This window comes from Bacillus sp. AFS073361 (assembly GCF_002567005.1).
In the GTDB taxonomy this organism is placed as follows: domain Bacteria; phylum Bacillota; class Bacilli; order Bacillales; family Cytobacillaceae; genus Neobacillus.
Genome location: NZ_NUZU01000031.1, coordinates 38,519 through 60,070, shown reverse-complemented (window position 1 = coordinate 60,070; position 21,552 = coordinate 38,519). Strand labels below are relative to the sequence as shown.

14 protein-coding genes and 2 pseudogenes are annotated in these 21,552 nt (G+C 39.5%); 12 read left to right on the top strand and 4 right to left on the bottom strand.

Annotation, left to right across the window (positions count from 1 at the left end):
• Positions 1–7: 7 nt before the first annotated feature.
• Positions 8–214 (top strand): copper chaperone CopZ, encoded by a 207-nt coding sequence (gene copZ / locus COJ96_RS15150; protein WP_098574650.1) that lies wholly within the window; start codon positions 8–10, stop codon positions 212–214.
• A 201-nt stretch (positions 215–415) separates the two neighbouring features.
• Positions 416–2,608, top strand: a pseudogene (locus COJ96_RS15145) (heavy metal translocating P-type ATPase); the annotation flags it as partial.
• Between the two features lie 1,114 nt (positions 2,609–3,722).
• Here the strand turns inward: COJ96_RS15145 and COJ96_RS15140 are convergent.
• On the bottom strand, positions 3,723–4,196 hold the full coding sequence (locus tag COJ96_RS15140; protein WP_098574648.1) for a hypothetical protein: 474 nt from the start codon (positions 4,194–4,196) through the stop codon (positions 3,723–3,725).
• A gap of 194 nt (positions 4,197–4,390) precedes the next feature.
• Between COJ96_RS15140 and COJ96_RS15135 the strand changes: the two genes are divergently transcribed.
• The 6 genes from COJ96_RS15135 to COJ96_RS15110 all read left to right on the top strand — a co-directional run bounded on the left by COJ96_RS15135 (position 4,391) and on the right by COJ96_RS15110 (position 10,686).
• Positions 4,391–5,416, top strand: a complete 1,026-nt coding sequence (locus tag COJ96_RS15135) for a DUF3231 family protein (RefSeq protein WP_098574647.1) — start codon at positions 4,391–4,393, stop codon at positions 5,414–5,416.
• Positions 5,417–5,583: 167 nt separating this feature from the next.
• Positions 5,584–6,072, top strand: coding sequence for a GNAT family N-acetyltransferase (locus COJ96_RS15130; RefSeq protein ID WP_098574646.1), 489 nt, complete (start codon positions 5,584–5,586; stop codon positions 6,070–6,072).
• Positions 6,073–6,290: 218 nt separating this feature from the next.
• Complete coding sequence (locus COJ96_RS15125; protein ID WP_098574645.1) at positions 6,291–7,412, top strand: YARHG domain-containing protein; 1,122 nt, start codon at positions 6,291–6,293, stop codon at positions 7,410–7,412.
• Positions 7,413–7,642: 230 nt separating this feature from the next.
• Positions 7,643–8,374 (top strand): TerC family protein, encoded by a 732-nt coding sequence (locus tag COJ96_RS15120; protein ID WP_098574644.1) that lies wholly within the window; start codon positions 7,643–7,645, stop codon positions 8,372–8,374.
• 195 nt (positions 8,375–8,569) lie between these two features.
• Positions 8,570–9,775, top strand: a complete 1,206-nt coding sequence (locus COJ96_RS15115; RefSeq protein WP_098574643.1) for an MFS transporter — start codon at positions 8,570–8,572, stop codon at positions 9,773–9,775.
• 86 nt (positions 9,776–9,861) lie between these two features.
• Positions 9,862–10,686 (top strand): pentapeptide repeat-containing protein, encoded by an 825-nt coding sequence (locus COJ96_RS15110; protein ID WP_098574642.1) that lies wholly within the window; start codon positions 9,862–9,864, stop codon positions 10,684–10,686.
• Positions 10,687–10,934: 248 nt separating this feature from the next.
• Here COJ96_RS15110 and COJ96_RS15105 read toward each other — a convergent pair whose 3' ends face one another.
• Positions 10,935–12,887 (bottom strand): elongation factor G, encoded by a 1,953-nt coding sequence (locus tag COJ96_RS15105; protein WP_098574641.1) that lies wholly within the window; start codon positions 12,885–12,887, stop codon positions 10,935–10,937.
• Between the two features lie 117 nt (positions 12,888–13,004).
• Positions 13,005–13,517: a DUF3231 family protein gene (locus tag COJ96_RS15100; RefSeq protein WP_098574640.1), complete on the bottom strand. Its 513-nt coding sequence runs from the start codon at positions 13,515–13,517 to the stop codon at positions 13,005–13,007.
• A 305-nt stretch (positions 13,518–13,822) separates the two neighbouring features.
• Between COJ96_RS15100 and COJ96_RS15095 the strand changes: the two genes are divergently transcribed.
• From COJ96_RS15095 to COJ96_RS15090, 3 genes and pseudogenes are all read left to right on the top strand, one after another.
• On the top strand, positions 13,823–14,695 hold the full coding sequence (locus COJ96_RS15095) for a proline iminopeptidase-family hydrolase (RefSeq protein ID WP_098574639.1): 873 nt from the start codon (positions 13,823–13,825) through the stop codon (positions 14,693–14,695).
• A gap of 146 nt (positions 14,696–14,841) precedes the next feature.
• Complete coding sequence (locus COJ96_RS29250) at positions 14,842–14,973, top strand: hypothetical protein (protein WP_257148528.1); 132 nt, start codon at positions 14,842–14,844, stop codon at positions 14,971–14,973.
• 230 nt (positions 14,974–15,203) lie between these two features.
• Positions 15,204–17,510: pseudogene (locus COJ96_RS15090) on the top strand (ATP-binding cassette domain-containing protein); the annotation flags it as partial.
• 53 nt (positions 17,511–17,563) lie between these two features.
• Here the strand turns inward: COJ96_RS15090 and COJ96_RS15085 are convergent.
• Entirely contained in the window at positions 17,564–18,769 is a 1,206-nt protein-coding gene (locus COJ96_RS15085) for a nitrate/nitrite transporter (RefSeq protein WP_098574638.1), read from the bottom strand.
• 384 nt (positions 18,770–19,153) lie between these two features.
• On the opposite strand from COJ96_RS15085, the gene nirB reads away from it, so the two are divergent.
• The gene (gene nirB / locus COJ96_RS15080) at positions 19,154–21,538 is read left to right on the top strand and encodes a nitrite reductase large subunit NirB (protein ID WP_098574637.1); all 2,385 of its coding nucleotides are present in this window, start codon (positions 19,154–19,156) and stop codon (positions 21,536–21,538) included.
• The last annotated feature ends 14 nt before the right edge of the window (positions 21,539–21,552 follow it).

Sequence of the window (21,552 nt, the reverse complement as noted above, 5' to 3'; positions counted from 1 at the left end):
ATGAATTATGAAAAAGGTAGAATTAAATGTGATTGGGATGTCATGCGGGCATTGCGCAAAGGTTATAGAAGGCAGTGTCGGAAGTCTAGCTGGTGTGGAAAAAGTGATAGTCGATTTGAAAAATGGGAATGTAGCAATTGAATTTCAGTCTAATCTGGTGACCATGGAGCAAATTAAGGAAACAATCGATGAACAGGGATATGATCTTGCATAAACGTGCAAAAACGTGCCATGATATTGGTACGTTTTTTTCATCACCTTGCAAAATAATTGCGGAAACACGAAAACATCTTGCGGTTTAAAAATGATGAAAAAAAGTAAAATGTAGATATAGAGAAAAAAATCTTTTAGTATTTAAATACAGTACAGGGGTATTGTACTTGACGATAGAAAGGAGTGATTGTTAATGGATTATAACGAAAAGGTCGAATTCGATTTGGTCGGAATGACTTGTGCTGCCTGTGCAGCAAGGATCGAGCGAGGGCTGGAAAAATTGGATGGTGTCAAAACAGTACATGTTAATTTAGCGCTGGAAACAGCTGTCATCGAATATAGCTCTTCTCAGACTACCATAGAGGATATCGAAAAAAAGGTTGAGAGCATCGGATATCAAGCCATTCTAAAACAGGATGACGAAATAGCGGAACTACGCGAAAAAGATTTGGAAAAAATGAAGGGACAGGTGATTTTTTCAATCATCCTCGCGACCCCGCTGTTATGGGCGATGGCTTCTGATTTTGAGTTTACCTATTTTATCAACCTTCCAGATTTTCTAATGAATACCTGGGTCCAATTGGCAATTGCCACACCGGTACAGTTTATCATCGGCTGGCAATTTTACCAAGGCGCTTTTAAAGCCCTGCGCAATCGTAGTGCCAACATGGATGTATTAGTGGCACTAGGCACATCCACCGCTTATTTTTACAGTCTGTATCTTTCCATTCAGTCAATTGGACCGGAACCAAATATGTTTGACCGGTACTTTGAAACGAGTGCCATCTTGATCGCATTTATAGTGCTAGGAAAGCTTTTTGAAATAAAAGCAAAGGGAAAATCTTCTGAGGCGATAAAGAAACTAATGGGATTACAAGCAAAAACGGCAAAAATTATCCGTAATGGGATTGAACAGGAAATCGCCTTGGAAGAGGTAATGATTGGTGATATTGTCTTGGTCCGGCCAGGTGAAAAAGTGCCCGTAGACGGTGTCATAGTTGAAGGGCGATCAGCATTAGATGAATCGATGCTGACGGGAGAAAGTATTCCAGTTGATAAAACGGTCGGGGATCATGTCATTGGTGCAACCATTAACAAGAATGGCTTTTTAAAAATTCGCGCATTGAAGGTGGGAAGTGAAACAGCTCTTGCTCAAATTATCAAAATCGTAAAGGATGCACAGGGTTCGAAAGCACCCATCCAACGTCATGCCGATAAAATATCAGCGATCTTTGTACCTATAGTTGTTGCGATTGCTTTTCTCACTTTTGCCATTTGGTATTTCTGGATTAGTCCAGGGCAGCTAGCGGATTCCCTTGAAAAAATGATTGCTGTCCTGGTGATTGCGTGCCCTTGTGGTCTTGGTTTAGCCACCCCTACCTCGATTATGGCAGGTACTGGTCGTGCCGCTGAATTTGGGATTCTTTTTAAAGGCGGAGAACATTTAGAAATCACGCAAAAAATCAACACGGTATTGCTGGATAAGACCGGAACGGTTACGAAAGGTGAACCTGAGGTAACAGACATCCATGTTGAACCAGGCATAAACGAAGCGGAATTTCTTTTTCTGGCAGGTTCTGCAGAATTTCAATCGGAACACCCTTTAGCGGAGGCGATTGTTCGTGCGATAAAAGAAAAAGGAATCGAGCTTGGTGAAGTAAGTCATTTCGAAGCGATTCCGGGATTTGGGATTAAAGCAATCGTAAATGGCAAAGAAGTATTGGTCGGAACAAGAAAATTAATGAACATGAACGATGTGGATTTTCAGAGGAAAATCAACCAAATGACAGCATTCGAAAAGACCGGCAAAACAGCGATGCTTGTTGCGATTGATAGGGTATATGCAGGGATGATTGCAGTAGCCGATACCATCAAAGACACCTCAAAAGAAGCGATCCAGCAACTGAAGGATTTAGGACTTGATGTCATCATGATCACTGGTGATAACCAAAGGACGGCTGATGCCATTGCCAAGGAAGTTGGAATCGACAAGGTCATTGCGGAGGTATTGCCGGAAGGAAAGGCAGCTGAAGTGAAAAAGCTGCAGCAACAAGCAAAAAAGGTCGCGATGGTCGGAGACGGAATTAACGATGCTCCTGCTCTTGTAACCGCGGATATCGGCATGGCGATAGGAACAGGAACAGATATAGCGGTAGAGGCCGCAGATATTGCGCTCATTCGCGGAGATTTAAGAACAATCGCTGATGCGATCTTTATGAGTAAAAGGACGATGGAGAATATTAAACAAAATTTATTTTGGGCATTTGCTTACAATGCGGTAGGGGTTCCGTTTGCCGCGGCGGGGTATCTAGAACCTTGGATTGCAGGTACAGCGATGGCATTTAGTTCAGTATCGGTAGTATTAAATGCGCTGCGATTACAGCGAATCAAACTAAATGAGGCAAAAAAATTCATGAATAAAGGAGTAACAGGTATGAGGAAATGGGCGATAGCAGGGATTCTTTATGTTACGATCGTCATTTTTGGATTCCAGGCTTATGATCAATGGATTGCCGAAGATCAAGGCACGTCTGCTCAAGCAGAAAGCAAAGGCGATAAAATGGAGATGGGTGAAAACAAAAGTAACCAAGAAAAGAGTGGAGGTCATCAGCAGGAAAAAGAAAGCACACATGGGCATGAAATGGCTTCAGGAAATCATGCAGGCAGCGAGGTTAATGTTTTTGTTCAAAATGATAGAAATAACCTCAAGATTTTCTTAAAAGACAAGGCTGGTAACCCGATTGACGAGTTGGAAGTGAATCATGAGAAAGAACTACATCTAATCATTGTTGATGAACAACTGCAGAAATATTATCATGTGCACCCGGAACGAACTGGGAAAGGAGAATTTACGATAAAAAATCCCCTTCCGGATGGTTTTTATAAAGCGTTTATCGATATTAAACCGACCGATTTCTCATATAAAGTAGAGCCGATTCCTTTTATCGTTGGCGATCCAAACATTACAAGTCATGGTCATGAACTAATTCCAGATACGAAGTTCAACAAAACGGTGGAAGGAGAAACGGTTTCCTTAAAGGTAAGTTCATTTAAGGCAGGTGAACCCGTAACGTTGTCCTTTGATTTAGATCAATCCAATTTAACTCCATATTTAGGAGCCATGGGGCACGTAGTAATACTTGATGAATACGGGAAAGAGTTCCTTCATGTTCACCCATCCAATAACGAGGAACCCATTTTTGAAACATCTTTCGAAAAGCCTGGCATCTATAAAATATGGGCAGAGTTTAAACAAAATGGTAAGGTAAGAGCGTTTCCATTTGTGATTGAGATAAAGGAATAAAACTCCGTGTCTGTTTACAAAAAAGGATGTTTTGAATTGTTTGTTAAGGTGAATGTTCAAATGGCCCATGTATTCTGACTCCATTTCGTGAAAAAACAAATCAATCATAAGAAGCGAAGCGTTTCTGCGCAAGACGGAAACGCTTCGCTGCCTATTGATAGTTATAAAAAGAATTAACGAAGTAAGAACCAATCGTACTAGCGGCTTAACCTACTACAAAATCAGGTTCATTTAGTCCCGAAACTAAGGCATCCCGTGCTTCTACTAAACCAAGTTTAATAAAAAAAAGCTGTCCATTGAGTTTTTCATCGTCAGCGCATAATAACAGCGCTTGATCCACGTAGTTAATGGAATCTTCCGTCTTGTCCAATGCTAAGGAAATCCGATTGTCCGAAAGATTGATCAGGTGTTGATTATCTTGAACTTGGGCAACCACAGGGGCGACTGTAATGATGGGATCACTAGGAAAATACGTATCAAAGGGTAACCCTTTCATGGCAAGATACACCTCTGTTAAATGGTCGATGACATCTTGATAGTATTGGATTTTAATAGGGTTAGCCGGTAAGGGGAAATCGGACATTTCGAGGAAAAGGATTAAGGCATTGTCAGCATAACGAATGGCTTGTACCGTATATGCTAATGCAGTTCTTACATTTGTAATTAGGTGTGTGGACATTTTTTTCACTCCAAACTGATGAATTGTTCTAGTGTATGTTTGTAAAACAAGCCTGTAAAGGACATATCGGTAAATTTATTGTAATATGTGTTGTGGTGGCTCCTATACCTCTATAAGAAGAAACAATATTTTATTAGAATAAGTTTGTAAATAATTGGGAAATATATTTTCAAATCATGTAAAGGACGAGTGAAATGGAACCAACCCCTATTATTCGATTAACTGCTCCAGAAATTTCTAGCCTATGGACACAATATATGTTTGATACAATGTCCATTTGCTTCCTAAAATACGCTTTAGAACATTTAGAAGATCAAGACATTCGTGACATATATAAACAATCTCTTGAAATTGCCGAAGGACATGTGGAACATGTGAAAAAGTTTTTAAAAGATGAAAAATTTCCAATTCCCCAGGGCTTTACCGATGAGGATGTAAACATAAAAGCCCCACGTCTGTTTCAAGATCCGTTTTATCTTTATTATATCTACATAATGATATTACAAGGGTTAACAGGATATGCTCTTGCTGTCAGCACTTCGATTCGGGCTGACCTCCGTCAATATAACATGTCATGTAATACTGAAACGATGCTACTTTTTGAAAAAACCATCGATACGATGTTGACTAAGGGGATTTATTCGCGGCCGCCAATTATTGTCCCAGCAGAAGCGGTGGATTTTGTGAAGCATCAAAGCTTTTTAACTGGATGGTTTGGGGACCGGCGTCCATTAACATCATTGGAAATTGGTGATATTACTTTTAATATGAACAAGATGCACCTGCATATCGCATTAAAGGTTGGTTTTAGCCAGGTAGCTGTTTCAGATAAGATCCGAAAATATATTAATAGGGGAATGGAGATTTCTACTAAACATATTGCTGCCTTTGAAAAGATTTTTCGTGAAGAAAAGCTGAATTCTCCAGTCTCATGGCAATCATATGTAACCAGCTCGACCACATCCCCATTTTCTGATAAATGGATGATGTATCAAATTCAGCTCTCAACTCAAGCGGCTATAGCTTTTTATGGAGCAGCGTTAAGTGTTACAGCAAGAAGGGATCTCGGGGAAAAATATATTGCTCTAACGATTGAACTTTTGAGATATGCTGAAGATGGAGCGAATCTTATGATTGACAATGGCTGGTTAGAGGAACCGCCAAAAGCAAGTGACCGGCGAACCTTAGCTAAGGGGAAAAAGGAAGGGATGGATAGATAAAATCTTAGAAGAAATGATTAAACCAGGGTAATCCTGGTTTTTTGCATTTGATAGCAAAATGATTCCCAATATTTCAAACTAAAGAAATGAATCTCTTTAATCAATGCCTTCCTTTTTGCTATCTAATACATTATGAATATAATAAGGATAGGTGGAGGATTGATAGTATGATCAAGATACGAAACGTTAAAATGGAAGATTTGACTCAGTTGGAGATCATCGAAAATCTATGTTTCTCAAAAGAAGAGGCAGCAACGACTGAGGCATTCAAAGAGAGAATCAAACGGATTCCGGATAGTTTCTTCGTTGCAGAAATGGATGGTGAAATCGCTGGATTAGTAAATGGTCCTGTAATCGACTCAGTTTACATAACTGATAACTTATTTAGTATGATTAAGAATAATCCAGCAATAGGTGGTCATCAAAGTATTTTAGGATTAGCGGTCGCTCCTCAATTTCAAGGGCACGGCGTGGCAGCAGCCTTACTTGACCACCTTGAAAAAGAAGCTAGAAGAAAAAAACGAGAAACGATTACGCTGACGTGTAAGCAGGATCTATCAGCCTTCTATGAAAAGTATGGCTATCGTAACTGCGGAGTATCTGCTTCCCAACATGGGGGCGTCAGTTGGTACAATATGTGTAAAAAGATGGATTAATTCCATTAAATCGAAAATAGTGCCCAACCAACGATTCGGAGACACACTCTCGAATCGTTTTTTTATTCCCCAAGAATCTAACTGCTAATAGACCATCCAAAATTGATGACATATTACTACGTACACCTAAATAAAATTTATGGTGATTAATCCCTTTGTCTTCTTAGGCAGGCAGGGGATATTTTAGTAGCATTTCTTGGTAAAGGAGTGGTTCATAAGTGGGGGAATTCTGTTCGAATTGTGGTAAAAAAATAAATGGGTCAGAACTTTTTTGTACAGGTTGCGGAGAGAAACTTGGTACGGATTTGCAAACTCCCGCTATTAAGCTGGAGAAAGAAACATTTATAGAAAAGGCTGAGAAGCGTTCTGTACATAGAAAGAATAATAAAGGATTCCTACTTGTTTTAATCTCTTTGTTAGGGATTGTAATAACTGTCATTGCGGTCTATTTCATTATAAATAATCTAAAGGATTCCACCCAAACAGATGCAAATAAAAAAGAAAATGAAACCAAAACCGTTTCTAACAATAAGGAAAATGAAGCAAGTAATCAAGAAGATACGGATCAATCAGCGAAAAAAGAAGTAGCTACGGAAATTAAACCGGAAAGGGCAACCGGTACTAGTGAACAATCGATCATAAACTATTACACTGCTAAGTTAAATAATTTGCGAATCTTCACTTCCGGCCGGGATATTTCGGTTGGAGAGTGGAGTGTAAACCGTCAAGATGAAGGTGTTGTCTTATCGGCTTCAGAGATTCCGTCGCGGGATTTAGCCCGTATTTTTGACCTTTTTGATAATGGAAACCTACTGCCTCTAAAAACATGGGCTAAAGAGGTATATGCCATTGCCCAAGCGTTATCCCAGGAACTAGATGAAGATTGGCTCATTGCTGTCGGCAATAATTGCGTGGGTGAATATCCTGTTACCCTGCCACAATCGGACTTAATCAATTACTCAGGGTCATGTGGGTATTCTATTCCGGTTCTAGAGGGAACAAATAAAGAAAATTTAAGGCTTGTCATGCATACGATTGTTTTTGGTGGATCATACAGTAATCCACCGCGTGATTTTTCCAATGAATATATCTTCCCAGAAAGTGATTATGTCAAATTAACCATGAGTGACCTAGAACTACTTACCCCAAGACAACTACGCTTAGCAAGAAATGAAATTTATGCCCGGCATGGTTATATTTTTGAGTCGGAGGATTTGCGGATTTACTTTTCAAAAAAATCATGGTACTTTCCTGATCCTTCTTATGATGGCAGTTCGTTAAATTCCGTTGAGAAATATAATGTGATGTTAATTAAAGAAAGAGAGAAGCAATTCCAATAATCATCTAAAATGAGCTGAGAAAAAGCCTGTTCGACTATATATTGGCTATTCTCAGCTTATTTTGTTTTAGGAGTTAAAGTATGGAATGATTTTGTTCATTTATTCTACTACTTTACATACATTTAAATAAGGAGTTATTACATGACCAAGTTGAAGGACAAGCACTACGAGCCAAAAATAATTGACTTCGGTCAAGGATCATAAAATAGTGTGATGGAAAGGGAGAAATCATGGAGTTTCTACATGAATTAATCAGTAGTTATAGCACGTTTTTTTCACTAGAAGCCCTCAAGGACGTTCTTACGAACCCAACAAGTTGGGGAGTGATAGGAACCCTCATTATTCTTGAAGGGTTATTATCGGCTGATAACGCCCTCGTTTTAGCTGTATTAGTGAAGACTTTACCTAAGGATCAACGAAAAAAGGCATTGTTCTATGGGATTTTTGGTGCGTATTTTTTTCGTATATTAGCAATCGGCGTAGGGGTCACGTTAGTTAATATTGATTGGATAAAAATAGTTGGTGGACACTACCTGCTTTGGATTGTTGTTCAAAACTTCATCAAGAATAATGACGGTGAGGATGAAGTTCAAACTAAAAAATTCGGATTCTGGAGAACTGTCTTAACCGTGGAACTTATGGATATTGCTTTTAGTATGGATAGTGTGATTGCGGCTTTTGGGGTCTCTAACCAAGAGTGGGTCCTATTTATTGGCGGGGTGATTGGGATCTTAATGATGCGGGGGGTAGCTCAATTATTCTTAATATTAATTGAAAAAGTCCCTGAAGTTGAAATCACTGCTTTTGTCCTAATAGCCATTATTGCAATTAAAATGATTATTTCTGCATTTGGATACCAACTAGATGAATTTGTTTTCTTTTCTATCTTAATTGCTGTATTCTCGGGAACCTTCCTTGTCCATTACGTCAGAAAAAATTCTGGGAATGAAAAAACGCTGTAATAGGTACTGTGTAAAAAGCCATCCATTTATTTGGATGGTTTTTGTATTGCAAGCAGAATATACAGGTCTTTTTAATTGAAATTTCTATATGCGAATATTTCGGAAATGAAAATAATTGACTAGTATGTTATTATAGACCATATTCACAACGGAGTAATTTACCAAATATAATGAAGGCTTGGGAGATGGAGTATCATGCTAAACTGGAAACGTAATTTGTGGGTGCTTTGGATCGGAGTCTTTTTTACAGCAGCAAGCTTTTCCATGGTCATTCCCTTTTTGCCCATTTTCCTTTTGCAAATTGGTGTACATGAACATACGGAATTGTGGGCAGGATTGTTATTCAGTGCAGCCTTCTTTTCTGGGGCGATCGCCTCACCGTTTTGGGGCAGGATGGCGGATAAATACGGGCGGAAACCGATGATTATTCGGGCAGGTTTTGCCCTCTTTGCTATCTATACGTTAATGGCTTTTGTCACCAATCCCTATCAAATACTAGTTCTACGAATCTTGCAGGGATTATTAAGTGGTTTCATTCCAGGAGCCATCGCGTTGATTGGTACCAATACACCTGGAAACAAGGTGGGTTACGCTCTTTCGCTTATTTCGTCAGCGTCGGCCTCAGGGAGTATTCTTGGTCCCTTGTTAGGAGGAGGGATTTCTCATTTAGTGGGGAATCGGTGGGCCTTTGCCAGTGCTGGTATCATTGTTTTCCTTGCCACTCTCCTCATTATTTTTTGGGTAGTCGAGGAAAATTTTACGCCAAGTAAGGTTCGTGGTTCTGTTAGAAATGATTTTAAATTGGCCGTGACAAATCGTCCATTCTTTCTTGTTCTCATCCTCACGGTGGTTACCAGTTGTTCCATCATGACTATCGAGCCTGTGCTCCCATTATATGTTGTAAACTTGGGAGGGTCGTCTGAAAACGCCTCGCTGCTAGCTGGAGTTGTGTTCTCACTTCCTGGGATTGCCAGTGCGCTATTTGCTCCTTTTTGGGGAAAATGGGCAGACAAAGTTGGATTTCAACGAGTCTTATTTATTGGTTTACTAGGCGGTGGAATTGGAACCATCACTCAAATATTATTCAGCCAAATTTGGGGATTTTCGTTGATGCGCTTTGTGTTTGGAATATTCTTCTGTGCCGTTTTTCCTGCTCTTAATGGTCTTGTTGTTAAATCTACACCTGAGGATTTCCGTGGGCGCGCATTTAGTTTAAACCAAACAGCCAACCAAATCGGCGGGATGATCGGTCCAATCGTTGGTGGATTTTTGGGTGGAATCTTCCCTGTTCACAGTGTCTTTATCGTAACAGGTATTTTATTATTCATTGCATGCGGAATGGCCTATTGGAATGAAAAAAATTTAAACAGCCGTGCGCTTAAAAGAAAAGCTTTAACTTAAATAGACTTCATGTGAAAAACCTCTTATCTAATTTTATAGATGAGAGGTTTTTGTGGTAAATTAGAAGAATAGTAGGAGGGGTTTGATTGTCTAGACAACTTATTAAAAATAATGATGGTTTACGTGCCGATTGTTTGAATTGTTTTGGATTGTGCTGTGTGGCATTGCCTTTTGCGAAGTCTGCTGACTTTGCCGTAGATAAAGAAGCAGGTACGCCATGTTCAAATTTGCAATCCGATTTTCGGTGTAGGATCCATAAGAATCTTAGAAACGAAGGATTTAGAGGCTGTGTGGGATATGAGTGTTTTGGTGCAGGCCAAAAGGTTTCGCAAGTTACCTATAACGGAATCGATTGGCGAGATGATCCATCTTTAGCCAAAGAAATGTTTGAGGTATTTCCGATTATGCAACAACTTCATGAAATGCTTTGTTACTTGAATGAAGCGCTTGGTTTAGAAGAGGCGCAGCCAATTTCAAAAGAATTGAAAACTGCTTTTCAAGAAACGGAACGGCTTACAACTCTAAATTCTTCTTCCATCATAGCGTTAAATGTTCCTGCACATAGAGCCATAGTAAATGAGTTGCTTCTCCGCACAAGTGAACTTGTGCGCGCAAAGATTTCGCCAAAGAAGAACATAAAAAAGAGGGACTTCATTGGCGCCAAGTTAACAGGAGCTGACCTTAGAGGAACTAATTTAAGGGGGGCCTTGCTCATTGCAGCAGATCTAAGGAAATCTGATTTGCGATGGGCAGATTTGATTGGTGCAGACTTGAGAGATGCGGATTTACGTGGAGCTAATCTTACAGATAGTTTATTTCTGACGCAAGCGCAAGTCAATTCAGCAAAGGGGGATCTTAGAACTATATTACCATCTGCCATAAAAAGACCTGATCATTGGATAGGAGATTGAGATTAGGTTAAGAAATGGGTATTGACGACCGAAGTTATGATAAAAGAGAAGGGAAAGTCGTCAATAGGGGATATAGACAACCGAATCTATCAAAAATGAGAAGGTAAAGTCGTCAATAAGTCTCCTTGATGACCGAATCTATCGAAAAAAATAAATAGACGGTCGTCAATAGCGGTTCTTGACGACCGAACTCATCGAAAAATTAAAGAGACTGTTATCAATAAACATTTCTTAAACCCAAGTCCCCCCTACAAACAATGCATTTCATCTTCAACTTCATTCCATGGCACGGAATAGCTTTGCCCTTTGGAGCAAAAGATGGACGACGATGTGTATTCGGGATCTGCATCCTTATTGTAATTAATTCTTGCCATTACTTCATTTTGATTATGGCAAGGGTAATAACCACCGAAAACCAGATTTAGAGAACCTTTCCCTTGCGTAATCGAGGCGAACTCAGGGCCATAATTCATAAAGGTAGCAACGGGAACTTTGCCAGTTATGAAGGTTTTATTTCCTTCGGTCATAGGAGCGTTAAAGCTGCCGCGTGCATTTTGAATGTCTGTTAACACTTTTCCCATATGTTCTAAATTCACTCGGATTTTAAAATCATAAAATGGTTCCAGCAGAATATTGTTTGCTTTTTCAAGACCTTGCCGCAAAGCACGGAAAGTTGCCTCTCTAAAGTCCCCCCCAGAGGTATGTTTGACATGGGCCCGTCCCGTTACCAAGGTGATCTTTAGGTCTGTAATAGGAGACCCAGTTAGTAATCCATGATGCTCCCATTCAAACAGGTGATTATGAATAACGTTTTGTGTCCCAACAGGTAAATCATCGGTATGACACACACTTTCGAAAGAAATCCCGGTGTTTCGCCCGCACGGCTCTAATTTAAGATGCACTTCGGCATAATGGCCAAGCGGCTCAAAATGACCATAACCAATCACCGTTGAATCAATGGTTTCTTTATATAAGATTTCTGGATCTGCAAATGAGACATCAAAAGAAAAGCGTTCCTTAATGACATGTTTCAGAACTTCAAGTTGAATGACCCCCATGACGTGGATGTGGATCTCCTGGGTGCGTTCTTCCCAGCTGACATTTAAAGCAGGATCTTCGGCATTTAACATGTTAAAATACCTCAACACTTCTTTCACATTCATCGATGGTTCAAATAGAACCTTGGATTTTAGAGCAGAGACCATCTCGTATTCTGCTTTTTCTTCTAATGTCCCCAAACCATCTCCAGCTGCAGCGGCCGACAATCCAATTACAGCGAAAATATCTCCTGCTGTTACTTGGTCGGCTGTTTTAAATTTATTTCCATTATAAAGTCTAATTTGAGTGATTTTCTCGTGGAGCAGATTTTCATCCACACTGTAATATAATTCATCCCTTACTTTTAATGTCCCGCGCAGTGCCTTAATAAACGTCATTCGTGTTCCTTTTTCATCATAGCGAATCTTGTATACACGTCCCGCAAAGGGTTCTTCATTTGGATAATTTGTAGTAGTTAATAGTTCCATTTTTTCAAGAAAGCTGTTAACACCGATATCTTGTAAAGCGGATCCAATCGCACATGGGAAAAGTTGTTGTTCTTTTACTAGTTTCCTTATCGTTTCTAACCAAAGATGGGGTTGATATCCGGATTCCATGTATATTTCCAAAAGGGATTCATTCCGCTCAGCAATAAATTCAATCAGTTCGTCATTCATTTCACCATCCGTCAGAATGTCAGTGATATCAAAAACATCTGTGGTTAAGTAGCTGCGAATTTCGTTTAAAACTCGTTCGGAATCGGCACCCACACGATCAATTTTGTTGATAAAGAAAAATGTGGGGACGGCATGTTTTTGCAGCAGATTCCAAACGGTTTCGGTGTGTCCCTCGATGCCTTCTACTGCACTAATAATCACTATGGCGTAATCCATCACTTGAATCGCCCGTTCCATTTCAGGCGAGAAGTCGACATGTCCAGGAGTATCTATCAGATAATAGGTGGATTCGTTATATGAAAACACCGCCTGATCGGCAAATACTGTAATTCCTCGTTGTTTTTCTATGTCATGTGTATCAAGAAAGGTATCTTGATGATCGACACGACCTCTTTGTCTAATCGTTTTCGTATGGTAGAGCAGCTGTTCTGCCAATGTTGTTTTTCCAGCATCGACGTGAGCAAACATTCCAATTGTCTTTTTCATGGTGCCACCTCAACTATTACTTATATGATAATTATTATACCAAATGGGTGTTCCATGTTACTTGAAAATTTAGAACAGAAAAAAACACGGCTAGAGATAACCGTGTTTTCTAACGAGTTAACAATCATGGTGTTTGTTAAGATGTAATGGAGGAGGAATTAACCATCCTTTTTCTTTATTTAAACGAAGCACCTTTCCACCAAGAGCGACCTTTTGAGCATGAAATTGTGCGTACATCAACGCTACATCTTCTCTGATTGATTTTCCGATTGCCTGACTGCATAAAACTAGTCCTGCAGCTATATCAGCAGAAAGTGTAGCGGCAATAGCAGGGTCGGGAATTCTTGCTCCAACAGGGATTTCTTCTAGGCATGCTTCAGGAGGCTCAGGTGCTGCTGGTGGTAAGCCAATACCATTTTCTTTTAAAAGTTCTTCCACTTGTTTCTTTTCCTGCTGACCGATTTCAATTGCTTCAACTAATAATTTCTTTAAATCATCGTCACCGGCATGATTTAACATCGTCTGATATCCAGCAATCATACCATTTCCAACTAATTGTGATGACCAAATGTCAAAGACTTCTCCGTAGTGTAATGGTTCTTCTTTCGGATTTCCGCTTAATATTCCCATCGTTGCCCTCCTCAGTGTATAAGTAAGTTTATTCATACAAAGTGCCACCTTCCCTTTAACACAGCACCTCTCTATGTTGTCCGGATAATCAATAATTCATGTAGTTACCTTTTTGTTGGATGAAAATAACAAGACTTCTGAAACAAAATAGTTTATACACGTTCATTGATGAAAGACTAATTACCTTATTTCCCCTCTAACTTCTACTATACCTATACGATTTTCAAATATAAAAACAGGGTATTTTAATATCGATGTTGAAATACTGAATTAAAGGAACATAAAAAAATAAAAGGGGAATGTTTATGTTTGAAGAAGGATACATTGATGTAACCGGGGGAAGGGTTGCGTATCAACTTTTTAAAAAAAATGCCGAAGGAACTCCGGTCATTATTCTGCACGGTGGGCCAGGATCGTCCTGCTATTCGCTCCAAGGTTTAAAGGCTCTGTCAGAGGACCGGGCCGTAATCTTTTACGATCAATTAGGATGCGGGAAATCAGATCGGCCAACTGATCAAACATTATGGAGAATTGAAAGATTTGTTGAGGAGTTGGGCCAGGTGAGACAAGCCCTCAATCTTGAAAAAGTACATATTCTAGGCCATTCTTGGGGGACGACGCTCGCAGCAGCCTATTGTTTGACCAAACCTAATGGTGTGAAAAGTGTTATTTTTTCAAGCCCATGTTTAAGTGCTCCTTTATGGGAGCAGGATCAAAGACGTAACCTTGAAAAGTTGCCTCAAGAAATTCAGGAAACCATTAAAAGGTGCGAAGAAAATGGTACGACTGATTCAGAGGATTTTAAAAAGGCAACAGACGAATTTAACAAAACCTTTGTCTGCCGTTTAGATCCATATCCCGACTGGTTAAAGCAAGGCTCTCAAAATAGAAATCCTGAAGTATACAATATCATGTGGGGACCTTCTGAATTTACTGTTCGCGGGAATTTGAAGGAATTTGATTGTACACCACAATTAAAGGAAATCACCTGTCCCACATTATATACATGTGGTCGGTTTGATGAGGCTACTCCAGAAACAACACAGTACTACAGCACTTTAACACCTGGTTCATCGTTCCATGTCTATGAGCACAGTGCTCATATGCCGTATGTGGAGGAGCCCGATGAGTTTTTAAGAGTGTCAGGGGACTTCCTGAGAAAAATTGATTCTCTTTAAATTCAAAAGCTTGCTTAGAATTATCGGGGAGGGCGCTCTTACTTTATGTAAATCGCTCTCCCCGATGATTTCCAATAAAAACCACAAGACAATTGGAAACGCTTCCATTAAAATAGAAAGTAAGAAGAGAGAAAGGGGACATAAACATGGAACTTTTATTTGAACAATGTAAACATAACCAGGCGGAAGAACCTTGTGATGAGTGTAACCCTAAAAAAGAAGAGGAAGAAAACGTTGATATTTATGAATATGACTATCATTTAAGATTGTGGTTTTGATAAAAAGAGATCTTCCTTAAAAAATTGACTACTTGAGCCGGAAATTAAAATAAATCACAAAACTCGTTCTATTTATTGGACGAGTTTTTATTTTTTTGTATGTTGTACTTATGGTAACATGAAAGCAGTAAATTTACAGAATCCAGAGGAAATAACAATGAAGATAAATGAATTAATTGCCAATAATATTAACAAATTAGATGCAGAACTACCTATTGATAAGTCGTTAGGAATTGTTCTTTGGTCCTTGCAGTGGCAAATATGGAGGAAAAATAGTTGAGGAATCACCACGTCCAAAGCCTATTGTGTGGGGCCGAATTCAGGAAAATCCAACAGAATACTATCAGTTTAAGGACCTTTACTGTCGCAATATCCAAATGGCTGAAATTCAGATCCCGAAAAATAGACTGGTAACTTTTACAGGAGAATCTGGGTGTGGGAAATCTACACTGGTTAATGAGTGTATCGCCAAAGATTTTCTGCAGCGCTATCCAAAAGATAAACTGGTCATTGTGGGACAAGATCGAAATCAATCCATTACCAGCCGGTCAACCGTTGCAACATTTCTTGATATTAAAAAGAAACTTACAAAATATAGTGAAGAAATTGATGATATTTTTCAACGTTCGATTGAGGATATTATCGATGAACTGCCAAATGAGGACATCGCACATAAACGTTTAAGCTTATTGATCAAACTTGGTCTTGGGTATTTAACGTTGGAAAGAAAGACACAAACTTTATCGACGGGTGAATTTCAGTGTGTTCACTTAGTTTCGGAGCTGTTTGGGAACTCAAGACATCCACATACGATGTTTATTTTTGATGAACCTTCAAAAGGATTATCTCAAAATATTTTAAACCAATTTATTGATAGTGTAAGGGTTATCCTTGAAGATGATTCGGTTTCTATCATGATGATTGAACATAATGACTATATGTTAGATAGCTCTGATTTTATTGTTGATTTTGGTAAAAGACAGCTTGAGCCTGTGGAACATCTTGATGTTGTCGTTCATGACGTGTATTATCGCCAAAGAAACGAAGAAGTTGAAGTGTCGCCAGAGCATATTTCTTCCACTCTTAAGTCAAAAAATGGCATTCATTATTTAACAGAAAATCATATGAGCTATTTTAAGAATGCAGAAAACATCTATAAGGGCGGCATCTTAAAAAGCTTATCATCAATGGCTCGGCTGATTTATGGTGAATTCGAATCTGACACCATTGCACCCGTCATCGCCATTGATCTTGAAAGGCATTTGTATAGTCAATATAGTTTTCTCTATGAGATAGGTGGATTGATCAACCATATCGTGGCTGCTCATCCGACCAATAAAGATACGAGAAGCTTCGATTTCTATCATCAAGACAATCATTGTCCATCTTGTTCTGGGCGACGGGTTATTGAAAAATTTGATATAGACGTAGTTATTCAAGATAAAAATGTCCCATTCTGGGATGGCTTACTACATCCAGACGTAATGGAAGTATTAAAATATTATCAATATCCCAAATTGCAATTCCTTTTTGATGAGATTAAGAATGAACTTGGTCAAGACATTAGTAAAAGCTTTAATGAGATGACAGATGCAGAAAAGCATACCTTTTTATATGGATATTGGGAAAAGTCCTTTTATGATAAAGCGGGCAAGGCTTCGAGAATGTGGGAAGGTTTTAATTTCATCATTGGGCGTTATATGTTTTTTTCGAAATCGATTATTAAAGAGCAAATGAAAGCATCAAAAGAAATGATGATCTGTCCAGTCTGTCAAGGAACCGTCCTTAAACATCATAAAAAACTATTATTTGGGGATACAGATATTCGTGACCTGATTCAACAGCCCATTAATCAAGTTCTAAAAATAGTCGGGAAGTTACCAGAACTCGAAAAGCTAAAATCGATTGTTGGCGGCGAAATGACACTTACCGAAGATGTATCGTTACTTCCTCGGGAAATACAAGTCTCACTGAAAATGTTTGAATTAGAACTTGCAAGCTTTTCCCACTATGAAGTGGTTTTACAAAATGTTTTACCTTTCTGGGGCAATATTAAAGGCAATGTCGAATCGATTAGCAACAAGAATCAACTCACTATATGTGATTTTGCCAACATCTTCGAGACGAGAGAAACCATCATTGATAAGTATTTCACCAATGGTAAATACAAGAAACTCACCTATGTGTATGAGGCGTTTGGCTACAAAAAAATTGTTACCCAAATTAACAAAATTAAGGCGAGTCATCCCTGCCCATTTTGTAAAGGGAAGAAAGTCATTTCAGAAGATAATCTCCATGAGGGAGTGCATAAATTATCCATCCCATGTGTGAGTTGTTCTGCCAGTGGCATCAATGATGAGGGACGTAAAGAAATCGTTGAAGGTTTTGATGTCCAAACATGGTTGACTGGAAAAGTAAGTGATGTGGTTCCTGAATGTATGGAATCAGTCGCAGAGATTCCTATTTTCAATCGTATTCGCGAGTTGAATAAACGAGATATGATGGCTGTTTACCAAAGCCTCGAGCAAAAAAAGTAAATTTGAGTAATAAAAAACGCATTTGCCACCATATATGGCAAATGCGTTTTGTGTTAATTTTTTAGTGATACTTCCTTTGTTGCCCAGGTTTTTCGCCATGACACCTGTGCAATAAATAACACTATTAATGCGGCAACCCCAATCCCTGTATAAACCATAAAGCCAGTTCCATAAGTACCAGTTACTTCTTTAAGAGTTCCTAAAATATTGGGAACAAAAAATCCGCCAACCCCGCCGGCTGCTCCCACGATTCCAGTGATCATTCCGATTTCTTCTTGAAAGCGCTGCGGAACTAATTGAAAGACTGCTCCATTTCCCATTCCCAAGCAGAGCATTCCGATAAACAATAAAGTGGTCACAACAGCAAGAGGGGGAAGCTGGCTCACTCCAAACATGCTTAGTGCAACCCCGATAAATAGGAAAGTAAGAAGACGGACACCGCCGATTTTATCAGCAATAAAACCGCCGACTGGACGGAAAAAGCTCCCTGCTGCCACACAAAGTGTGACAAAATCTCCTGCCGTTACTTTCGATAAATGATATTGATCCACAAAAAAGATGCTTAAGAAACTGGATAAACCTACAAAACCTCCGAAGGTGACACTGTAAAGCAAACAAAAATACCAAGTATCTTTTTGTTTGAATACCTTCAAATATTCAACCATAGGTTTTGGTGCTGGTTGGGATGGTGCATCTTTTGCCAAAATGATATACAAGAGAAATACAGTTAATAAAGGTATAAGTGCTAATCCTAAGACATTGTGCCAGCCCATTCGTTCCGCAAGTCGCGGTCCAAATAAGGTAGCAAACAGTGTTCCGCTGTTCCCGGCCCCGGCAATTCCCATTGCCAGCCCTTGTAAATGCGGCGGGTACCATCTGCTTGCCATCGGGATGGCTGCAGCAAAACTGGCTCCTGCCACTCCAAGAAGAATCCCAATCACATAAAGTTCAGTTAAGGTTTGACCAAATAACCAACCCCATACCAGCGGAATGATGGTCACGAGCATTCCGCTGATTGCCGTTTTCCGTGGTCCGATTCGATCTGTTAAGACGCCAAGGATGAGTCGAAAAAACGATCCGCTTAAGATCGGAAGTGCAACAATAAAACCCTTTTGTGAGGGGGTCAGCCCAAAATCTTTTGTAATATAAACCCCCAGCGCCCCTAAAATAACCCAAATCATAAAACTAACATCAAAATATAAAAATGAAGCTGCTAACGACGGTGCATGACCGCTTTTCTTTAAATCTGATAACTTCATTAGATTGTACCCCTTTCTAGAAAACGTTTTTCCTATGAATCAAAACAATTTACAAAACCAGTAATTTAATCTTTATTACCATTCAAAACAACTATCTTTTGAAAACATAACCCTAATTAGTAAAACCAAAAATGAAGCTAAACTGATGTTGTTTTTCATTTCATTTTCCTCCTTAAACAGCTTAAGTATTTGTGTTTCTCTTGCTTTGTTCAACAATAGCCTATGGAGAAGGGTGATGTCACTTTTCATGTAAGATGCTCTAACATAGAACTTATTGTGTCAGGAAATGTTACACAACAAATTCCTTTTCATAAGTTTTATGGAATAATAGGTGATATTTACGGTTGCCATAATCAACATAATTAACTAGCGGGGGTATTTAGAATGGATAAGCAAAAACTCGTATTGATAGGAAATGGAATGGCGGGTGTGCGATGTATGGAGGAAATTTTACGAGATGCACCTGATCTTTATGAGATTACAATTTTCGGAGCGGAACCGCACCTAAACTATAATCGAATCCAATTATCAGCTGTATTGCAGGGGAGTACGACGTTTGATGATATTACCATCAATGATCGAAATTGGTATAACGAACAGAACATAGAACTGTTTACTGGTGAAACGGTCCTAAAAATAGATACAGAAAAACAAGAGTTGCTAACGGATAAAGGTCGAAGGCACCCCTATAATCGACTTATCATCGCAACAGGTTCCATGCCATTTCTTCTCCCTGTACCAGGTAAAGATATAGAAGGAGTAGTTACGTTTCGAACTATAGAAGATTGTCAGAAAATGATGGAAACAGCGAAACACTATCATAAAGCGATGGTCATCGGAGGGGGTGTCTTAGGTTTGGAAGCTGCTAAAGGTCTCCTTAATCTTGGTATGGAGGTAACCGTTGTCCATAATGGGCCGCATCTTATGGAAAGACAATTGGATGAAACAGCTGCGAAACTGTTGCAAACAGAACTGGAAAAGCAAGGCTTGCGTTTCCTTTTTGAAAAAGAAACAAAGGAAATTTGCGGAAGCAATCGCGTAGAAAGAGTTTCCTTTAAAGATGGTACCGAAGCAGCTGCTGATTTGGTTGTGATGGCTGCAGGGGTGAGACCCAATATCCAACTAGCTAAAGAAAGTGGAATAGCGACGAATCGAGCCATCCTTGTCAATGATTATATGGAAACAAATATCCCCAATATTTATGCTGTCGGTGAATGTGTGGAACACCGGGGAATGGTCTATGGGTTGGTAAAGCCTCTTTACGATCAAGGCAAGGTGTTGGCAAAACGAATTTGCGGACTTAGAGGAAAGGGATACGATGGAACTGTTCTTTCGACACAATTAAAAATATCAGGAGTAGATGTGTTTTCGGTTGGACAGTTTTCATGTGACGACAGATTGCAGTCGATTGTGATCTTCGATGAGTTAGATGGCGTATATAAGAAAATGGTTTTTGAAAAATCCCGAATGGTTGGCGCTGTCTTATTTGGAGACACGAGTGACCGAACAAGATTGCTAGACATGATTATGAAAAGACAAGATGTATCAGATTTGGAGAAAGTTACACTTTTTCAAGCATTAAATAGGGATGGGAATTCGGCCGCTTCTATGGCCCATAGTGAAATGATTTGCAATTGTAATGGGGTAGCGAAAGGGACAATTATAGAAGCGGTTCAAAAAAACGGATTAACGACAGTCGACCAAGTGAAAAAATGTACAAAAGCCTCGGGGGCATGCGGGGGCTGTAAACCATTAGTAGCCGATTTACTCAACTACATTCATAGCGATGAATTCGATGAGGGCATTGAACAAAAATCAATGTGCTCCTGTACAACACTCACGGAAGATGAAGTGGTGCATGAGATGCAATGGCAAGGATTGACAACGGTACAGGAGGTGATGGAAGTCCTTGGTTGGGAGAATAAGGAAGGATGTTCTGCCTGTCGGCCTGCTTTAGCCTATTATTTAGGCATGATCTATCCGGAATATGAGAGGAAGCAAGAAAACCTATATATTTCCGAACAAAGGATGGCCATTATTCAGAAGGATGGGACGTACACTGTCATCCCTCAGATGTACGGTGGAAAAACTTCCGCAGAACAATTGAGAATGATTGCCACGGTCGCCGAGAAGTTTGGCATTACAAATATCGCTGTCACTAGTGAACAAAGAATTCATTTGATGGGCGTGAAGAAAAAAGATTTGTCTGCTTTGTTGGCAGATTTGGATATGCAAGTAAGTTCTACTTACGGAAATATGGTTCAAAATGTGAAAACGAGTATCGGAGAACATATTTGCCATTGTGACAAACATTCATCAATGGAGCTGGCTGTCAGTCTCGAAAAAAGATTAGAATTTCTCATAACTCCCTATCGAGTAACGTTAGGCGTATCTGCTTGTTTGCATAACGGTGCCGGTTCAACGACAAAAGATATCGGTGTAATTGGAACTGGACTTGGCTGGGAAATATATGTCGGTGGCAGCAGCGGGAGAAATGTACGTGCAGGTAAGTTATTGTCCCTTGGAACGAAGAATCAGGATGTAATCGAAATCATTTGTGCTTTTATTCAATACTATCGTGAGACAGCCAATTTCCTCGAACGGACGTGGCAATGGATCGAAAGAGTCGGTTTAGTGCATGTGAGAGAAGTGATTTTTGATTTTGAACTTCGTCAGCAATTATTACTTCGGTTAGAGAAGGATACAATGTTCCGCAAAAGGTTCAGTGGAAAACAAGTGTCTGGAATAGAAATCAACAACCAACAATAGAAAAGGGTGATCAG